This is a genomic window from Myxococcus sp. MxC21-1, assembly GCF_032612255.1.
Classification (GTDB): domain Bacteria; phylum Myxococcota; class Myxococcia; order Myxococcales; family Myxococcaceae; genus Myxococcus; species Myxococcus virescens.
Window position 1 is genome coordinate 2952323 of the sequence record NZ_CP123278.1, and the last position, 16740, is coordinate 2969062.

Sequence of the window (16740 nt, forward strand, 5' to 3'; positions counted from 1 at the left end):
CGCCTGTGCTCACGCGTGGGGGCTGATGTCCCAGTGCGCGTCCGCGACGGACCGCTCGGTGGGGTCCCCCAGGAAGCGGAGGAAGCCGCGAGTCTCCATCGTGTCGATGAGCTCCTCCGCCTCCAACTGCGAGAAGCCGCGCAGGTCCACGAGCAGGTTGCGCATCACGGACTTGCCACGGAGGTACCCGATGGGTTCTCCCGGGCCGAGCGCGTTCTTCAAGTCGGCGGTGAGCTGCTGGAGGTCGATATCCTCTGGAATCATCGGCCCCAATCTGGTGATGCGCCCCCAGCCCGCGCAACCGGGGGGACTCGGGGAGAAGGCTCGTGGGGTAGGAAGGTGAGGAGGCGGACGTCCTGGCCGTCGCTTTCCACGGTGATGGCGCCATGCTGGTCCGTTCTCCAGCACTCGCTCCCGAGCGCCCGGTATCGCGCCTCCACGTCGTCGTGGGGAAAGCCGTACCGGTTGCGCCGGCCCACGCAGAAGACGACGTGCCGTGGGCGTGTGCGCGCCAGCAGGGCTCCCGTGGAGGACGTCCGTGAGCCGTGGTGAGGGGCCTTCATCACCGTCACCGGGCCCAGCTGTTCCGCCAGGGCCTCTTCGCCATCCGCCTCCACGTCGCCCGTGAGCAGCACGGTGACATCGCCGTGGCGCACCAGGAGCACCACGCTTCGGTCGTTCGCGCCTTCCAGCAGGTCGCGTGCCTCCAATGCTGGTGGTCCGAGCACTTCGATGGTCGCCTCGCCCAGGCGCAGGGGTGGATGGCCCACCTCGACTTCCTCCACCAGCGCCGTCCCCGCCGCGGCCACCACCTGCCGCGAGAGCGGACCGTCTCCGTCGCCCGCGGGCATCCACAGTCGCTGGGTGGGAATCTGCTTCAACGCGGAGGCCAGCCCGAGCGCATGGTCCGGATGCGGATGGGACAGCACGGCGAGGTCCAGCCGGGAGATGCCCGCGTGCTTCAGGTACGGGAGGATGAAGCGTTCCGCGGTGTCCATGCCGCCTGGAACGCCGCCGCCATCCACGAGCATGTGCTCACCACCGGAGCTGACGACCACGCCGTCGCCCTGACCCACGTAGAGAAAGGTGACGCGCAGCCCGGGCTGCGGCGTGAGCACCGGTGCCAGGATGGCGGCGACGACGGCCGCGGGAGCCAGCAAACCGCCCAGCCGCCAGCGCCCCGTGCCGAGCGCCCACGTCAGCAGCCCCGCCGCGTAGAGCGCCGAAAGGAAGCCCAGTGACGGCACCTCGACCGAGGCCAGTGGCGCCGCCGCGAAGAGCCGGGTGATGACCAGCAGCAACTCGGACGCCCAGGCGCCGGCCCACAGCACCGGCGTCGCCAGCGCGGGGGCGACGACGAAGAGCGCGGCGCCACCCGCGGCCGGCCCGTGAGCAGCCCGCACAAGGGCAGGGCGACCACGTTCGAGATGAGCCCCGCGAGACTCACCCGTCCGAAGGTCGCCGCGACGATAGGGAGTCCCGACAGCGTCGCGGCCGCGCTCGCGCACAGCGTCTGGGCCACCGTCTCCCGAGCGTGTCCCCACCAGCGCCGGACGCGGTGGGGCTCGGACGGGTCGGGCTCGGCCAGGGGCAGCGCCTGCCGCAGCGGTGGTGACAGCAGCACCAGTCCCAGTACGGCGAGGAACGACAGCCGCAGCGACAGGTCGGCCACGCTGGAGGGCGCCCAGGCCACCAGCACCACGGCCGCGGCGGCCAGCCCGTTGAGCCCGTCCGCGCGCCGCCACAGCGCCAGCCCCAGCAGCACCACCGTGGCCATCACCGCGGAGCGCACCGCGGGCGGCTGGTTGTCGGTGAACACGACGTAGGCCCAGACGAAGGGCACCGCCGCGGGGGCCGCCACCTGCCGAGCATCCAGCATCCGCCACCGCTCGCCGGTGCGCACCACCAGCCGCCGCAGCACCGCGAGCGTCATCAGCGCCAACGCCGCCACGTGCAGCCCGCTGACACTCAACACGTGGGCCAGTCCTGCGCGAGAGAAGGCCTCTTCCCACGCGTCATCCAGCGCCGCGCGTTGCCCCGCCGCCAGGGTGAGGAAGAGCGCCGCCGCATCCGCCGATGGCGATACCGCATGGACCGCCGCCGCCAGCCGCGTGCGTGTATCCTCCAATGACACCCGCCACGCCGGGGCAGGGGAGAGCACCATCAGGCGCCCCGCGTCCATGCCACCGGTGAAGGCCACGCCCTGTCGCCGTCGCGCTGCTCCGAAATCCTTCTCGCCCGGGTTCGATGGGGGCGCGTCTGGCTGCAGCTTCGTCTCTGCCCGGACACGTTGCCCGGGCAGGAGCGGCGGTGGCTCGCCGCGCAGCGACAGGTTCATCCGGAACCGTACGGGCGCGAGCGGCCCGGGAGAGACGCCCGCCCGCGCGACGGCCAATCGGACACGCGTCGTCCCGTCGAAGCGGTCCACCCGCTCCGTTTCTCCCTCGATGATGATGGTGTTGCCTTGGGTCAGCTCCGCCGGCACATCCACCTGGGATTCCCAGCGCGCCAGCCCCGCGCCCGCCGCCCAGAGGGACGCCAGCACGGCGAGATGCGCACCAGGCAGCCGGGCAAGCGTCAGCCCGAGCGCTCCCAGTAAAAGCCCACAAACGAGAAATGGCTCGACGTACGCGCTTGTTACCGGGGCACAGAGGGCTCCGAGTGACAGGCTCAGGGCGGGAAAGAAGAGAGGACGCGCGCCCAGGTCGCGCCAAGCATGACGTTCCACCTTCCGACCCCCACCCGCCGCCCGTCACGCTGGTGCACACATCTGCCGACACCGCGTGTAGAAACCGACAACGTAGTCGGGAGCGTCCTGGGTGGTCAAGGCGTTATCGTTGCCCGTGGATGTGGTTTGTGGTAGTAGTGCCCGGCTGAAAGGCCGGGAACGAGTCTTTCAAGGAGGCAGTGAGTGCAGACCAGCTTCAAGACTGGTGACAAGGCGGTCTACCCGGGCCAGGGCGTCGGTGAAGTGATGGGTATCGAACACACCGAGGTGGCCGGGCAGCGCCAGTCCTTCTACGTGCTGCGCATCCTGGAGAACGGAATGCGGATCATGATCCCGATCAACAAGGTCGGGTCGGTCGGTCTCCGGGAGATCATCAGCGAGGAGGACGTCAAGCAGGTCTACTCCATCCTCAAGGAGAAGGACATCTCCGTTGACTCCACGACGTGGAACCGTCGTTACCGGGAGTACATGGAGAAGATCAAGACGGGCTCGGTGTTCGAAATCGCCGAAGTGCTCCGCGACCTGTACCTCCTGAAGGGCGACAAGGACCTCTCCTTCGGCGAGCGGAAGATGCTGGACACCGCGCGCTCGCTCCTCATCAAGGAGCTGTCGCTGGCCAAGGACTGCTCCGAGGAAGAAATCGAGTCGGACCTGAAGAAGATCTTCAACCTGGCCTGAGCCGTCCAGCTGCTGTCCAAGACTCGTCGCCCCGGGTTCCCCAGTCAGGGAGCTCGGGGTTTCGTCTTTCCACGCCACATCATGCCCGCCCATGAGTGAGCAGCCGCCGCAGTCCCCCTCGGAAGAGGCGCGAGCGCGCCGTATCGCGGAGCTCGAGTTCCGGTTGTCACGCCGCCGCGTGGGCGTACGGCCCATGGCCGCGGTCATGGCCATCGCCGTGGGACTGGTGCTGCTCGGCATGCAGCGGAAGGACTTGTCGTATTTCCTGTCCCCAAGCGTGCCGCTGACGTTGGGGGCGGAAGGGGCGTACCGCTTCGAGGCGCTCGTTTCCAACCGATACGCCCAGGTGCATGGCGTGCCCACGGTCCGGGGCGCCTATGAGCGCGCGGACGGCGCGCTGTATGTCCTCGTGGGGCTGCGGGACTCGCCCTTCGTGGTGCGCCGGCCAGCGCTCCCGGGGAGCAGTGGACGGATGGCCGTCCACCGCCGCAGCCCGACCAGCGTCCCTTCGCCGTGCGAGGGCGGCTGCTGGCGCAAGAGGATGCCCCTCGCTACCGCGATGCGCTGGCCCTGATGGAGCGCATGGGCGAGCTCCAGCCGCGGGACGGCCGATTGTGGCTGCTCATCGAAGGCGAGCGGCCCGGCACGGACAGGGGGTTGCTGCTCGTGTGCCTGGCGCTGGTCACCTTCGTGGTGCTCAACGCGATGCTGCTGGTCAGGGGCTGAAGCGCCGGTGAGCCGGCCGAGTTGCTCGCGGGCCTCGCGGTTGCCCGTGTCGTGCTTCAGGGCCTGCTCGAAGGCGGCGCGCGCCTCGCTCACCCGGCCCGCGGCGGCATGCTCCGTGCCGACCTGGACATGGAGTCGCGACAACTGCTTGCGCAGGGGCGGTCCGTGTTTGCTCCAGCCATGTGCCAGGGCGTCGTCCACGGAAATGGCGAGCGTCAGCTGGGCAATAGCCTCCGGAAAGTCCCGCTGCGCCAGGGCCTTCTTCGCCTGCGCCTCGGCGGTCTCGAAACGGATGAGCTGCCCGTGCAGCGCGGTGAGCTTCTCCGCCTGGGCCAGGTCCCGGGCCGCCGCCAAATCTCCCGCTTCGTAGCGGCGCAGGACCTCGGCCTCCTTCGCGGAGGTGGCGTCGGATGGCGCCGCCGCCGAATCGCGCGCCCCAGCCGCCCGCTTGTTCGAGGGGGCCACGGCCACGGGACGCACCTGCTTCGTGGTGCCCCGCGCCACGTTCAGGGCGCTGATGCCCGTGGCCTTGGGCGTCAGGGGCGCGTTCTCCGCTTCGGGAAGCGGATCCTCCGTGGTGGCCGTCGCGACTCCAGTTGCCGTGTCGCCTGTCTTGTCGGCGCTGCTGGCTGCGGGCACTTCCATGTCGAGCCGTGTGGGCGCACCCGACACGGCCACGGTCGGCGAAGCGGCGGCCGTACTCCGGGGGCCGCGGGTGGCGGGGCGGGAGAGGTGTGCTCCGCGCCGCCGGCCATCCGCATGGAAAGCAGCGCGATGAGCGCGGCCACACCCGAACCCAGCGCTGCGGCGCCCAGGGCCACACCCACCGTGCTCAAGGCCCTGCGCGAAGGCGGCTTGTCGTCGTGGGAGACGGCGGGCACACCCAGGGCAGGGGTTCCACCGGGGCCGCGCAGGCGCAGCAGGGCATTGCCGAGGGACACCTCGTCCCCCGGCATCAGCTCGACCTCCGAGGTGATGCGATGGCGGTTGAGGAAGGTGCCGTTCTGGCTGCTGAGGTCCTTCAGGAAGAAGCGCTCGCCGCGGCGGGTCAGGTGCGCGTGCCGGCGGCTGATGGACGGGTGCTGCAGGCGGAGGTCGGACGAGGAGGACCGCCCGATGACCAGCGCCCCCTGCTTGACGGGCACCAGCTGTCCGGCGCCGGGGCCTCGCTCGACGTACAGGAAGGCAGGCGCGTACCCGGGGTCCGAGTACTCATTCGAGGTGTCGAAGCGGGAGGCGAGCTCGCGGTCGCTGTTGGCGCGCCCTCCTGGGCCCTGGCGCCGGCTGCGGCGGGAGCCGGCGGGAAACTGGGGCACCCGCTGGGGACGCGGGTCGTCAGCCTGGAGCGGATCCACCTCGTCGTCATCGAAGGGCAGCTCCACGTCTGAATCCTGGGGCGCCTGCGTACCGGGCGGGCGGGGCGGCCGAGGGGGCCGCTTTGGGTTCGGTGGAGCCATGATGCCCATTCTCCCAGATTGGGGGCGGCGACGAACCCCTTGCGAATACTGGCCTGTCCGCGACCCGAGACTCTAGAGTGCGGGACACACCCACGCCTATGGACCCGAGAGGATTGCCGCACGTGACCCCGCCCGCCATTCGGCTCTTCAACACGATGACCATGCAGAAGGAGCTGCTGCAGCCCGCCATTCCTGGCGAGGTGGGGGTCTACGTCTGTGGTCCTACCGTCTACAGCTACATCCATATCGGGAATGCCCGCACCTTCACCTCCTTCGACGTGGTGGTCCGCTACCTCCGTCACCGGGGCCTGAAGGTCCGGTACGTCCGCAACTTCACGGACGTGGACGACAAGATCATCAAGGCGGCCGCGGAGACGGGGGAGGCCCCCGTGGAGCTGGCGGCACGCTACGTGGAGATTTTCCGGGAGGACACCCGGGCGCTCCACCTGCTGGAGCCGGACTTCTCGCCGCGGGTGAGTGACCACCTCCCCGAAATCATCGCCATCATCCAGAAGCTCGTGGACAAGGGCCACGCGTACGCCTCCCAGGGCGACGTGTACTTCTCCGTGAGCAGCGACGCGGACTACGCGAAGCTGTCCAAGCGCAACCTGGATGAGCTGTGCGTAGGCGAGCGCGTGCAGCCGGGTGAGCAGAAGCGCGAGCCGCTCGACTTCGCCCTGTGGAAGGCGGCCAAGCCGGGAGAGCCCGCCTGGGAGAGCCCCTGGGGGCCCGGTCGTCCGGGCTGGCACATCGAGTGCTCCGCCATGAGCGCGAAGTATCTGGGAGAGACGTTCGACATCCACGGCGGCGCGCTGGACCTCATCTTCCCCCACCACGAGAACGAAATCGCCCAGAGCGAGTCCGCCAACGGGGTGACGTTCGCGCGGTATTGGATGCACTGCGGCTTCCTGGACCTGGAAGGCGCGAAGATGTCCAAGTCGCTGGGCAACGTGGTGCGCCTGCGCGACGCGCTGACCAAGGTGGACCCGGAAGCGCTGCGCTTCTTCTTCCTCGCCACGCACTACCGCCATCCGCTGTCGTTCTCCGACAAGGCGCTGGCGGATGCTGAGACGCGCATGGAGTACTTCTACGAGACGCTCCGCAAGGTGGACGAGCGAATCTCGGGGAAGGACTTCGGCAAGGGGCCCCTGCATGGCGACCCGCAGCGCTTCTTCACCGAGTTCGAGTCCGCGATGGACGACGACTTCAATACCGCGGGCGGCCTGGGCGCGCTGTCGGGCCTCTTCGGGATGATGAACGAGCTGACCGACAAGCCGCCCGTGAAGGACAAGGCCCTGGTGGGCCGCACGCTACAGGCGCTGCGTGAGGACGTGCGCAGGGTGTCCGGCGTCCTGGGCCTCTTCGAGGACGCGCCCGCTGCGTGGCTGCTGCGCCGCCGCGAGCGCGCCGTGCGCGAGCGGGACATCGACGTGGCGGAGGTGGAGCGCCTGCTGGGCGAGCGCACCGCTGCCCGCGCGGCGAAGGACTTCGCTGCCGCGGACCGGGTGCGAGGCGAGCTGAAGCAGAAGGGCGTGGAAATCATGGACACGCCCGCTGGCACGACGTGGAAGGTGGCGCCGCTCCAGGGCTGATGCAGTGCTTCGGGTGTCCCGGGCTTCGTGTTAGGGCTCGGGACACCATGATGCGCTCGCTGCCCCTGCTTCTCGCCCTCTGCTCCGCTCCTGCGCTCGCGCAGCGCGTGCAGTTGACGACGCCCGCGGAGAAGTCCGCGTCCGGTGTCATCGCTCCGGAGGTGCTGCGCGCGCACGTGCGTTTCCTCGCGAGTGACCTGCTGGAGGGCCGTGGTCCCGGCACACGGGGGGACGCGCTCGCGCAGGCGTACATCGCTTCGCAGTTCGAGGCGCTCGGGTTGCAGCCGTTGGGCACGGACGGCTCTTACCTGCAGCCTTTTGACCTGGTGGGCGTCACCAGCAGCCCCGAGGAATTGTCGTTCCAGTCGCCCCAGGGCGCGGTGCACCTGAAGTTCCACCACGACTTCATCGCCGTGTCCGGCGTGCAGTCCCCCGAGTCAAAGCTGGCGGCGTCCGAGCTCGTCTTCGTGGGCTACGGCATCCAGGCCCCCGAGTACCAGTGGGACGATTTCAAGGGGATGGACCTGCGCGGCAAGACGCTGCTCATCCTCAACAGCGACCCGGAGGATGACCCGCAGCTCTTCGCGGGGAAGACGCGACTCTGGTACGGCCGCTGGGATTACAAGTACGAGCAGGCCGCGAAGATGGGCGCGGCGGGCGCCATCATCATCCACACCACGCCGAGCGCGGGCTACCCGTGGCAGGTGGTGCAGACGTCGTGGACGGGCGAGCAGTTCGAACTGCCCGCGGCGGAGGTGCCCCGTCTCCAGGTGAAGGCCTGGACGACCGAGCAGGCCACGCGCCGGGTATTGCAGCTGGCAGGCAAGGACCTGTGCGCGCTGTGGGCCGCCGCACAGAAGCGCGACTTCCAGCCCGTGCCACTCGGGGTGACGGTGTCGTCACGCCTCACCAACACGGTGCGCCGCAGTCCCACCGCCAACGTGCTGGCGCTGCTTCCCGGAAGCGATCCGAAGCTGTCGCAGGAGGTGGTGCTCTACACCGCGCACCATGACCACCTGGGCCGCAAGGAAGGCGGCAAGGCGGGCGAGGACACCATCTACAACGGCGCGCTCGACAACGCGTCCGGCGTGTCGGCGATGCTCAACATCGCCAAGGCGTTCAAGGCCCTTCCCAAGGCGCCGCGCCGCTCCATCCTCTTCGCCGCCGTGGCCGCCGAGGAGCAGGGGCTGCTGGGCTCGCAGTACCTGGCCGAGCACTCGCCCGTGCCCCACGGCCGGGTCGCCGCCAACATCAACATCGACGGCGCCAACATCCATGGCCGCACCCGCGACCTCACCGTCATCGGCCTGGGCAAGTCCAACCTGGACGCCACGCTGGTCGCCCTGGCGAAGACGCAGGGCCGGGTGGTGAAGGCGGACCAGCTGTCGGACCGCGGTTTCTTCTACCGGTCGGACCAGTTCAACTTCGCCAAGCGGGGCATTCCCGCCGCGTACTTCGGCAGTGGGATGGACTTCATCGGCAAGCCGGAGGGCTGGGGCAAGCAGCAGCGGGAGGTCTGGGAGTCGAAGCACTACCACCAGCCGTCGGACGAGCTGCGTCCGGATTGGGACTTTTCCGGCGCGGTGGAGGACATCCGCCTGTTCTTCCTGCTGGGGGCCCACGTTGCCCGGCAACCGGAGCTGCCTCGCTGGAACAAGGGGGATGAGTTCGAGGCTGCTCGGCTGCAATCCCTGGAAGCGTTGAAGCGGCAGGACACTTCGAAGTAGCGCGGTTACGAACATCCGGCCTTCCCACCCGCGTGGTGTTAAGTCTCGCGGGTATGTCGGACTTTCAGCTCGTCAGCGAACACCGTCCCGGAGGCGACCAGCCGAGGGCCATTGGCGAACTCACGCAGGGCGTCCTGCGGGGGGACCGCTACCAAACGCTCCTGGGCGTCACCGGGTCAGGCAAGACGTTCACGATGGCGAACGTCATCGCCAACGTGCAGCGGCCCACGCTGGTGATGGCCCATAACAAGACGCTGGCCGCGCAGCTCTACGGCGAATTCAAGGCGCTCTTCCCGCACAACGCGGTCGAGTACTTCGTCTCGTACTACGACTACTACCAGCCCGAGGCCTACGTTCCGTCGACGGACACCTTCATCGAGAAGGACTCGTCCATCAACGACAACATTGAACGGATGCGCCACTCGGCCACCCATTCGCTGCGCACGCGGGACGACGTCATCATCGTCGCCAGCGTGTCCTGCATCTACGGCCTGGGCGCGGCCCGCAGCTACGTGGACCTGGCGGTGCGCGCGGCGGTGGGCGAGGAGATGGGCCGCGACACCTTCATGCGCAAGCTGGTGGAGGCCCAGTACAAGCGCAACGACCTGGACTTCCACCGCGGCACCTTCCGCGCGCGCGGCGACACCGTCGAGGTGTTCCCCGCGTACGAGGAGGAGCGGGCCGTGCGCGTCAGCTTCTTCGGCGATGAAGTGGAGCGCGTCACCGAGTTCGACCCGCTGCGCGGCGTGACGCTGGGCGCGCTGGAGAAAATCGTCATCTTCCCCGCCAGCCACTACGTGGCCGAGGAGGACGTGCGCCGGCGCGCGATTCAGACCATCCGCGACGAGCTGTCCGAACAGCTGCAGACCTTCAAGCGCGAGGGCAAGCTGCTGGAGGCGCAGCGGCTGGAGCAGCGCGCCATGTTCGACCTGGAGATGATTGAGCAGGTTGGCTACTGCAGCGGCATCGAGAACTACTCCCGGCACTTCTCTGGCCGCGCGGCGGGAGAGCCGCCGCCGTGCCTCATCGACTACTTCCCGCGCAACCTGCTGGTGATGCTCGACGAGAGCCACCAGACGGTGCCGCAGATTGGCGCCATGTACCGCGGCGACCGCGCGCGCAAGGAGACGCTGGTGGGCTTCGGCTTCCGCCTGCCCAGCGCGCTGGACAACCGCCCGCTCAAGTTCGGTGAGTTCGAGGAGCTGGTGCCCCAGGCCATCTTCGTCTCCGCGACGCCGGCGGAGTACGAGCTGCAGAAGTCACAGGGCGTGGTGGTGGAGCAGATCATCCGCCCCACGGGCCTGACCGACCCGGAGGTGGAGATTCGCCCCGTGGGCAATCAGGTGGACGACCTGCTGGAGGAGGTGCGTCAGCGCGTGTCCCGCAGCGAGCGCGTCCTGGTGACGACGCTCACCAAGCGCATGGCGGAAGACCTCACGGAGTACTTCTCCGACGTAGGCGTGCGCGTGCGCTACCTGCACTCGGACATCGACGCGATTGAGCGCATGGCCATCATCCGCGACTTGCGCAAGGGCGAGTTCGACGTCCTGGTGGGCATCAACCTGCTGCGCGAGGGCCTGGACATCCCCGAGGTGTCCCTGGTGGCCATCCTGGACGCGGACAAGGAAGGCTTCCTGCGCAGCCACGTCTCCCTCATCCAGACGATTGGCCGCGCGGCCCGTAACGTGAACGGCCGCGTCATCATGTACGCGGACAACGTCACCGACTCCATGAAGAAGGCCCTGGAGGAGACGACGCGCCGCCGCGACATCCAGCGCGCGTACAACCAGGCGAACGGAATCACCCCGCGTTCGGTGAAGAGCAACATCACCGACCTGTCCGAGCACGCGGCCTACGAGGCGGGTGACGTGGGCGCCCTGCCGCTGGCGGCCGAAGGCGAGGACGACGTCCTCCAGCCGAAGGAAATCAAGCGGCTCATCGAGGAATTCACCAAGGACATGCTCGCCGCCGCGGACGAGATGCAGTTCGAGAAGGCGGCCGAGTACCGGGACCGCGTGCAGCTCTTGAAGGACATGGACCTGGGGCTCAAGCCGGCGTCGCGCTCGCTGCTGCGGGCCCCGGCGAAGGCGGCGGAAGCGGAGGCCCCGAAGAAGGGCAAGGGGCGCGGGGGCGGAGGACGCTCCGCGCGGGCCCGGAGCCGCAAGTAGACGGGGGCTGGCATGGACGCGAAGCTCCTGGAGAAGCTGGACGCACTGCCCACCGAGCCCGGCGTGTACCTGATGAAGGACCGCCGGGGGCAGGTCATCTACGTCGGCAAGGCCATCAACCTGCGCAGCAGGGTGCGCTCGTACTTCAACCGCACCGGCGACACGCGCGTCTTCGTGTCCTTGTTGGACCAGTTGCTGGGCGATTTGGAGACAGTGCTCGTCAGCAACGAGAAGGAAGCGCTGCTGCTCGAAAACGAGCTCATCAAGAAGCACCGGCCGCGCTTCAACGTCCTGCTCAAGGACGACAAGCAGTTCATCTCCCTGCGCCTGGACCGCACGCAGCCCTATCCGCGCCTGGAAGTGGTGCGCAAATACGAGCGCGACGGCGCGCGCTACTTCGGGCCGTACTCCAGCGCGGGCGCCATTCGCGAGACGCTGCGGGTGGTCAACCGCTTCTTCCGCCTGCGCACGTGCACCGACCACGTGCTGGCCAACCGCAAGCGGCCCTGCTTGTTGCACCAGATTGGCCGTTGCCCGGCCCCGTGCGTGTACCCGGTGCCCCAGGAGGACTACCACCGCAGCGTGGATGAGGTGGTGATGTTCCTGGAGGGCAAGGCGGGGGAGCTGGTGGAGGGCCTGCGCCTGCGCATGAAGCGCGCCGCGCAGGAGCTGAAGTTCGAGGAGGCCGCGCGGATACGAGACCAGCTCAGCGCCATCGAGCGGAGCCTGGAGCGGCAGAAGGTCGCCACCACCGACTTCAAGGACCAGGACGTCTTCGCCTTCCACCGGGAAGGGGACCGCATCCTGTTCTACGTCCTGTGGGTGCGGCAGGGCCGGCTCAACGGAGGGCAGGCCTTCCCCTTCGGCAGCCAGGAGTTCCCCGACGAGGAGCTGATCGCCTCGTTCGTCAACCTCTACTACGACCAGGGCAGCTTCGTGCCGGAGGAGGTGCTGCTGCCGCTGGAACTGGAGGACGGCACCGGGGGGCTCGAGGCGCTCCTCACGGAGCGCAAGGGCGAGCGCGTGCGCGTCCTGGTGCCCAAGCGCGGGGAGAAGCTGGACCTGGTGAAGATGGCGGCGAAGAACGCCGAACAGGCCTTCGTGGAGCGCCGACGCACGAAGGACGAAACGGACACCGTGCTGTCCCGGCTCCAGCAGCGGCTGGGGCTGCGCAACTTCCCGCGCCGGATGGAGTGCTTCGACATCTCGCACTTCCAGGGTTCGGCCATCGTCGCGTCGCAGGTGGCGGTGACGGACGGGGACGCGGACAAGTCGCGCTACCGGAAGTACAAAATCAAGACGCTGGAGAAGCAGGACGACTTCGCCAGCATGTACGAGGTCATCTCCCGCCGCCTGAAGAAGGGCCTGGAGGACAATGACCTGCCGGACCTGCTCGTCATCGACGGAGGCAAGGGGCAACTGGCCAGCGCGCACGCGGCGATGAAGGACGTGGGCGTGGATTCGGTGGACGTGGTGGGTCTGGCCAAGAGCCGCGACCTGGAGGTGTTCGACCGCGACGCGGAGAGCGCCCGGAGCCCCGAGCGCATCTTCGTGGTGGGGCGCAAGGACCCCATCGTCCTGTCCCAGAACTCGGCGGAGATGTTCATGCTCACGCGAATGCGGGACGAGGCCCACCGCTTCGCCATCACCTTCCAGAAGCAGGTGCTGCGCAAGAGCCGGGTGCGTTCGGCGCTGGAGGACATCCCGGGCGTGGGGGAGACGCGGCGCAAGCAACTGCTTCGGCACTTCGGCTCGCTCAAGCGAGTGGGGGACGCCTCCATCGAAGAGCTCGCGGAGGTCGTCGGACCGGCCATGGCGGAACGCGTCCATGCGGGCCTCCACGGACATCCAGAAGAGGATGCGGAAGATCCCGTACGGGAGGCTTCCCTTGACGACGCGCACGAACCCGTCGACGAAAAAACGCAGGGAGGGTCGCCGCCCGGGGCAGCGTGATTAATTTCCGCTGCAGACCTGATGGGAAGTGCGCTGGAAGCGCGACGTTCCTGGGGTTTTTCATTGCGACTGGGCTCGGCGCTGAACTATAGCGGTTGACGATTCCGAGCACGTTTCACAGAGGGCGAGGGACCGACATGAGGCTGTATCCGAAGGTGATCCCGATCATCTCGCGCGAGGCCGTTCAGCAGCTCATGCAGGACGGGGACATCGAGGTGGAGCCGATGCGCGTGGCCGACGCCGAGATGGACCTGTCAGCCATCATGCGTGAGTACCTTGCGAACGAGGAGCGTGTGAACCAGGCGACGCGTGAAGCGCTGGAGCGTCGCGGCTACGACTATTCCAAGTTCAACCAGGTGAAGCGCGAGATGGCGGACGTCCGCGGCTTCAAGATGGGCGACGAGGGCATCGAGTACGTCATCAACCAGATGATTGAATTCCTGCTCATCAGCCGGAACGTCGAAGAGGTGTACTCGGCGGATAACGGGCTGCGTCAGAAGATCTTCGCCGTCATGAAGCGTCACCTCGACGTGGACGACGAAATCGACAAGGAAGCCCGCTCCCGCCTGAAGCACCTGCAGGAGGGGACCAGCGCCTTCGACATCGAGTACAACAAGACGGTCGAGCAGATCCGCAGGGCGCGCGGCCTCATCTAGTTCGCAGGGGTGGGGCATGCCGTTCCCCGCTCCGCTGCCTACCTTGTAAACCAAGGAGGCAGCGTCGATGGCGGGACCCTTCACCACGTTCGTTCTGTCCGGCTTGCTGGCCGCGGCGCCAGGCGGGTTCACGTTCGAGGGCCGCGAGGCCAGCGCGAGGACCGAGCAGCCAGACGGCTTCTTCATCCAAGGCTCACTTCCCTTCACGGACCTTGCTGAAAGCGGCACGGGGAGCGCGTCGCTGACGGTGGAGGACCGCGTGTCCCTTCCGGGCGCCACCTTTGGGGATAAAGGGACGCTGGAAGCGTCCTTCCGCCTGGGGGCCACGGAGTACCGGGTCGAACTGATGCGGCCGGGTTTCCCGCCGGAGCAGGGGCAGGGGGGCTCGGGCCCGCCGCTTCGCCCGCCTCAACATGCCATGGGCGGCGGCGTGTTGCTGGACGTCCCGTTCTATGGGGACAGTGGCCTGGGCTGGACGGCGATGACGCGTACCCATGCCGCGGTGGCTGTCTGGGGTGTGGGCAGCGTCTGGCGCAACGGACAGCTTCTGACGGACACGGCCTTCGTGCACGCGGCGGCGCTGGCCGCTGGCGCGTACGCGGATGACGACACCCACCGGCTGCTGCGGCAGGCTCGCTACGACGACACGGAGCTCGTGGTGCTGGTGTGGAACCTCCCGCCGCGGCTCGAGCCGCGCGGCTTCATCCAGTTCGTGTTCGAGGACGTAGCCATCGACGTGGGCGGCACGGCGGTGAGTTCGCGGCCCTTCGTGGAGAACACGGGCAATCCGCCGCTGAGCTGGCGCTCGCTGACGCCGGTACCGCCCTCCGCCGTGGTAGGGGCGCCTGTTACCGCGTCGCCTCCGCCCGTGCCTTCGGCCATCGGGGGCAGTGGGACGGCTGGGGCGCTTCAGGATACAGAGGCCGTGACGCGGGTGACGGTGCCGGCGACGGCTCCAGGGCGCCGGCGACTTCGCCCGTGCAGACCACGACGGTGCCAGGGGTGCCGGTGACGCCTGAGGTCATCAGTGGGGGCTTTCCCGTGCCGACGGTGACGAACACGCCCGTGACATACTCGGGACAGCTTCCGGCGGCGCCGTTGGACGGGACCACCGTGGTGGCGGGGACGCCCGGGAGAGGCACGACGGGGGCGTTCGCGACGCCGCCCACCGCGTCCACCTTCGGTTCGTTTACGGTGCAGCCACTGGCGCCGGGCTCGTTCGATGCGTTTGTCGGCACGGGGCAGTCCAGCGCGGGAATCATCGCCACTGAGCCTCCGCTCAACTCGAATCCTGCCACGCCGCCGCCGGGGTTGCTGAGCACGCCGGCGCCGCTGAATGCCGGGACTCCGGCGCCGTTGTTGGGGACGCCCGCGCCGCTCAACGCCGCGCCAGCGCTCCCGCTGCCTGCGACGCCTTCTCCCGTGCTGGGGCCCGCGATGACGGCTCCTGCGCCCGCCGCGCCTGCTGCGTCGGGTCCTTGAGGGGACGTTCGTAACGACAAGGCTACCGGGATGACGGGAAGCGGTAGCGCATTGGCGCGGGCCGTAGCCTGCGCTCGGCCTGTGACGGGCACTGTCGAGGCAGTGCTTCGGCTTCGGCGTTCGCGGCCGTGCGCTGGTACTGCCTGCGGCAGCGTGTCAGCGGCTGCGCACCGGCGCATGTGCCTGCCGATTCATGCTCGCGGCCTGGGACAGGCGCTTGCGCAGCCGCACGACGGCGTCGTGGAGTGAATCCAACTGCTGAAGGACGCGCAGGTCATCACCCGATTCCACCAGCGCGGCCGGTGTCACCGCTTCCGTGCGAAGCGTGTCGAGCAGGTCCGTGAAATGGGCCTCCACCTCGCCGAGCGCGTCCAGTCCCTCTCGGAGGTCGTCCTCCAGCAGGTCCACGAGCACAGCCGCGTCGGTGCGCGCAGGCAGTGAGCGGGCGAGCTGTTCCACCGCCACCCGGACCGGGTCTGCACGGCGCGACGGCGTAGGGGCGACGAGGGTCAGGGCCGGAGGAGCCATGGCCTCGACGCTACAGGCAGGTAGCACTCCGTCAATTTTCCAGTCAGGGCCGAAGCCCGGCGCACCGAGGTGCCCCGGCCCTCAGCGCGAATCCGCCAGCCCAACGCCCATGTCGTGGAGTCGCAACGAAGGGGGCGTCAGCTGCTCACCACTTCATCGTTTCCTGTCCTTCGCTCTTTTGCGGTTTCTCACCCGGACGCGACACGGAGGTGAGGGTGGCGCGCACGGCGCCCAGGTCGATGGTGCCCACGGCGGCCAGCGGCAGGCGGCGCGCGTCGTCTGAAATCCAGACGTGGACTTCACGCTTCTGCTTGGGCCGGTCCAGTCGCACGGCGGTGCCCGTCACGTGCCAGGCGTTGAATTGGCCCAGCGGCGTCGTCACCTGTTCGCGCTTCACCACCGCGCCCTGCATGCGCCACATGCGGCGCACGCCGTAGACGTCGAAGCACACCTGGAGGTCGTCCTTGAGCGGCAGCTGGCGCAGCAGGTAGATGGCCCCGGCCACATCCAGGCCGTCCTTGTCGAAGGTGTAGTTGAACTGCCCCTTGGGGCGCTGGCCGAACTGGTAGTCGACCTTGACGGTGCGCTCCTTCTGGCCGAACGCGACGTTCACCTTGCGGCGCTGTTCGTTCTCCATGGTGTCTTCGACGTAGCGATTGGGGCGCAGCGTGCGAGGGTGGAGGTACGCGGTGGCGCTGCCGCGCACGCGCCGCACCTTGGAGAAGAAGGTGTTGGTCTGCGCCTCCACCTGGATGGGGAGCTGCCCATCCTTCTGCTTGTGGACGCGCATCGTCATGGTGCCCGCCTGCGCGCCCATGGCGTCGAGGTCGAACTCGAGCACCTCACCCGGCATGAACGCCATGGGCGTGCGCAGTGCCGGCAGCGCGGAGGTGCACGGCGCCACGGTGAGGGGCGCCTCGGGCTCCTCGGCCTTGGCGCTCTCAGCCTCCGGCGCGTCCGCCTCCGCGTCCGGCAACTGGGCCCAGGCGCTGACGCTGGACAGTGACAACAGGGCCGCGAAGAGGGTGCGCAGGGGGCTCATCCT

The 16740-nt window shown here is 68.5% G+C and carries 13 protein-coding genes and 1 pseudogene; 8 read left to right on the forward strand and 6 right to left on the reverse strand.

Annotated features, from left to right (window positions below):
- Positions 1-9: 9 nt before the first annotated feature.
- Both QEG98_RS13700 and QEG98_RS13705 read right to left on the reverse strand, forming a co-directional pair.
- Complete coding sequence (locus QEG98_RS13700; protein WP_174256959.1) at positions 10-264, reverse strand: hypothetical protein; 255 nt, start codon at positions 262-264, stop codon at positions 10-12.
- Positions 261-2728: pseudogene (locus QEG98_RS13705) on the reverse strand (DNA internalization-related competence protein ComEC/Rec2). Before QEG98_RS13705 ends, QEG98_RS13700 begins: the two are co-directional and overlap by 4 nt.
- 183 nt (positions 2729-2911) lie before the next feature.
- On the opposite strand from QEG98_RS13705, the gene QEG98_RS13710 reads away from it, so the two are divergent.
- On the forward strand, positions 2912-3406 hold the full coding sequence (locus tag QEG98_RS13710; protein WP_013939202.1) for a CarD family transcriptional regulator: 495 nt from the start codon (positions 2912-2914) through the stop codon (positions 3404-3406).
- Between the two features lie 375 nt (positions 3407-3781).
- Here QEG98_RS13710 and QEG98_RS13715 read toward each other — a convergent pair whose 3' ends face one another.
- Both QEG98_RS13715 and QEG98_RS13720 read right to left on the reverse strand, forming a co-directional pair.
- Positions 3782-4777 (reverse strand): hypothetical protein, encoded by a 996-nt coding sequence (locus tag QEG98_RS13715; protein WP_316567030.1) that lies wholly within the window; start codon positions 4775-4777, stop codon positions 3782-3784.
- Positions 4669-5514 carry an FHA domain-containing protein gene (locus tag QEG98_RS13720; protein WP_316567031.1) on the reverse strand — a complete coding sequence of 282 codons (846 nt, stop codon included), beginning with the start codon at positions 5512-5514 and terminating at the stop codon, positions 4669-4671. Before QEG98_RS13720 ends, QEG98_RS13715 begins: the two co-directional genes overlap by 109 nt.
- 173 nt (positions 5515-5687) lie before the next feature.
- Here QEG98_RS13720 and cysS point away from each other — a divergent pair, with 173 nt between their 5' ends.
- The 7 genes from cysS to QEG98_RS13755 all read left to right on the forward strand — a co-directional run bounded on the left by cysS (position 5688) and on the right by QEG98_RS13755 (position 15167).
- The gene (gene cysS, locus QEG98_RS13725; protein WP_316567032.1) at positions 5688-7181 is read left to right on the forward strand and encodes a cysteine--tRNA ligase; all 1494 of its coding nucleotides are present in this window, start codon (positions 5688-5690) and stop codon (positions 7179-7181) included.
- A 47-nt stretch (positions 7182-7228) separates the two neighbouring features.
- Positions 7229-8908 carry a M28 family metallopeptidase gene (locus tag QEG98_RS13730; RefSeq protein WP_410478011.1) on the forward strand — a complete coding sequence of 560 codons (1680 nt, stop codon included), beginning with the start codon at positions 7229-7231 and terminating at the stop codon, positions 8906-8908.
- 53 nt (positions 8909-8961) lie between these two features.
- Entirely contained in the window at positions 8962-11076 is a 2115-nt protein-coding gene (gene uvrB, locus QEG98_RS13735) for an excinuclease ABC subunit UvrB (RefSeq protein WP_316567033.1), read from the forward strand.
- 12 nt (positions 11077-11088) lie between these two features.
- Positions 11089-13029: an excinuclease ABC subunit UvrC gene (gene uvrC / locus QEG98_RS13740; RefSeq protein ID WP_141589098.1), complete on the forward strand. Its 1941-nt coding sequence runs from the start codon at positions 11089-11091 to the stop codon at positions 13027-13029.
- A 137-nt stretch (positions 13030-13166) separates the two neighbouring features.
- A complete protein-coding gene (locus QEG98_RS13745) occupies positions 13167-13685 on the forward strand; it encodes a DUF507 family protein (RefSeq protein WP_011552704.1) in 519 nt (172 codons plus the stop codon).
- A gap of 67 nt (positions 13686-13752) precedes the next feature.
- Positions 13753-14697: a hypothetical protein gene (locus tag QEG98_RS13750; RefSeq protein ID WP_316567034.1), complete on the forward strand. Its 945-nt coding sequence runs from the start codon at positions 13753-13755 to the stop codon at positions 14695-14697.
- A complete protein-coding gene (locus QEG98_RS13755; RefSeq protein WP_316567035.1) occupies positions 14664-15167 on the forward strand; it encodes a hypothetical protein in 504 nt (167 codons plus the stop codon). The genes QEG98_RS13750 and QEG98_RS13755 overlap by 34 nt, the downstream gene beginning before the upstream one ends.
- 156 nt (positions 15168-15323) lie before the next feature.
- Here QEG98_RS13755 and QEG98_RS13760 read toward each other — a convergent pair whose 3' ends face one another.
- Together QEG98_RS13760 and QEG98_RS13765 are read right to left on the reverse strand one after the other, a co-directional pair.
- On the reverse strand, positions 15324-15695 hold the full coding sequence (locus tag QEG98_RS13760) for a hypothetical protein (protein ID WP_316567036.1): 372 nt from the start codon (positions 15693-15695) through the stop codon (positions 15324-15326).
- Positions 15696-15840: 145 nt separating this feature from the next.
- Positions 15841-16737, reverse strand: a complete 897-nt coding sequence (locus QEG98_RS13765) for a DUF3108 domain-containing protein (RefSeq protein WP_090489163.1) — start codon at positions 16735-16737, stop codon at positions 15841-15843.
- Positions 16738-16740 lie beyond the last annotated feature (3 nt).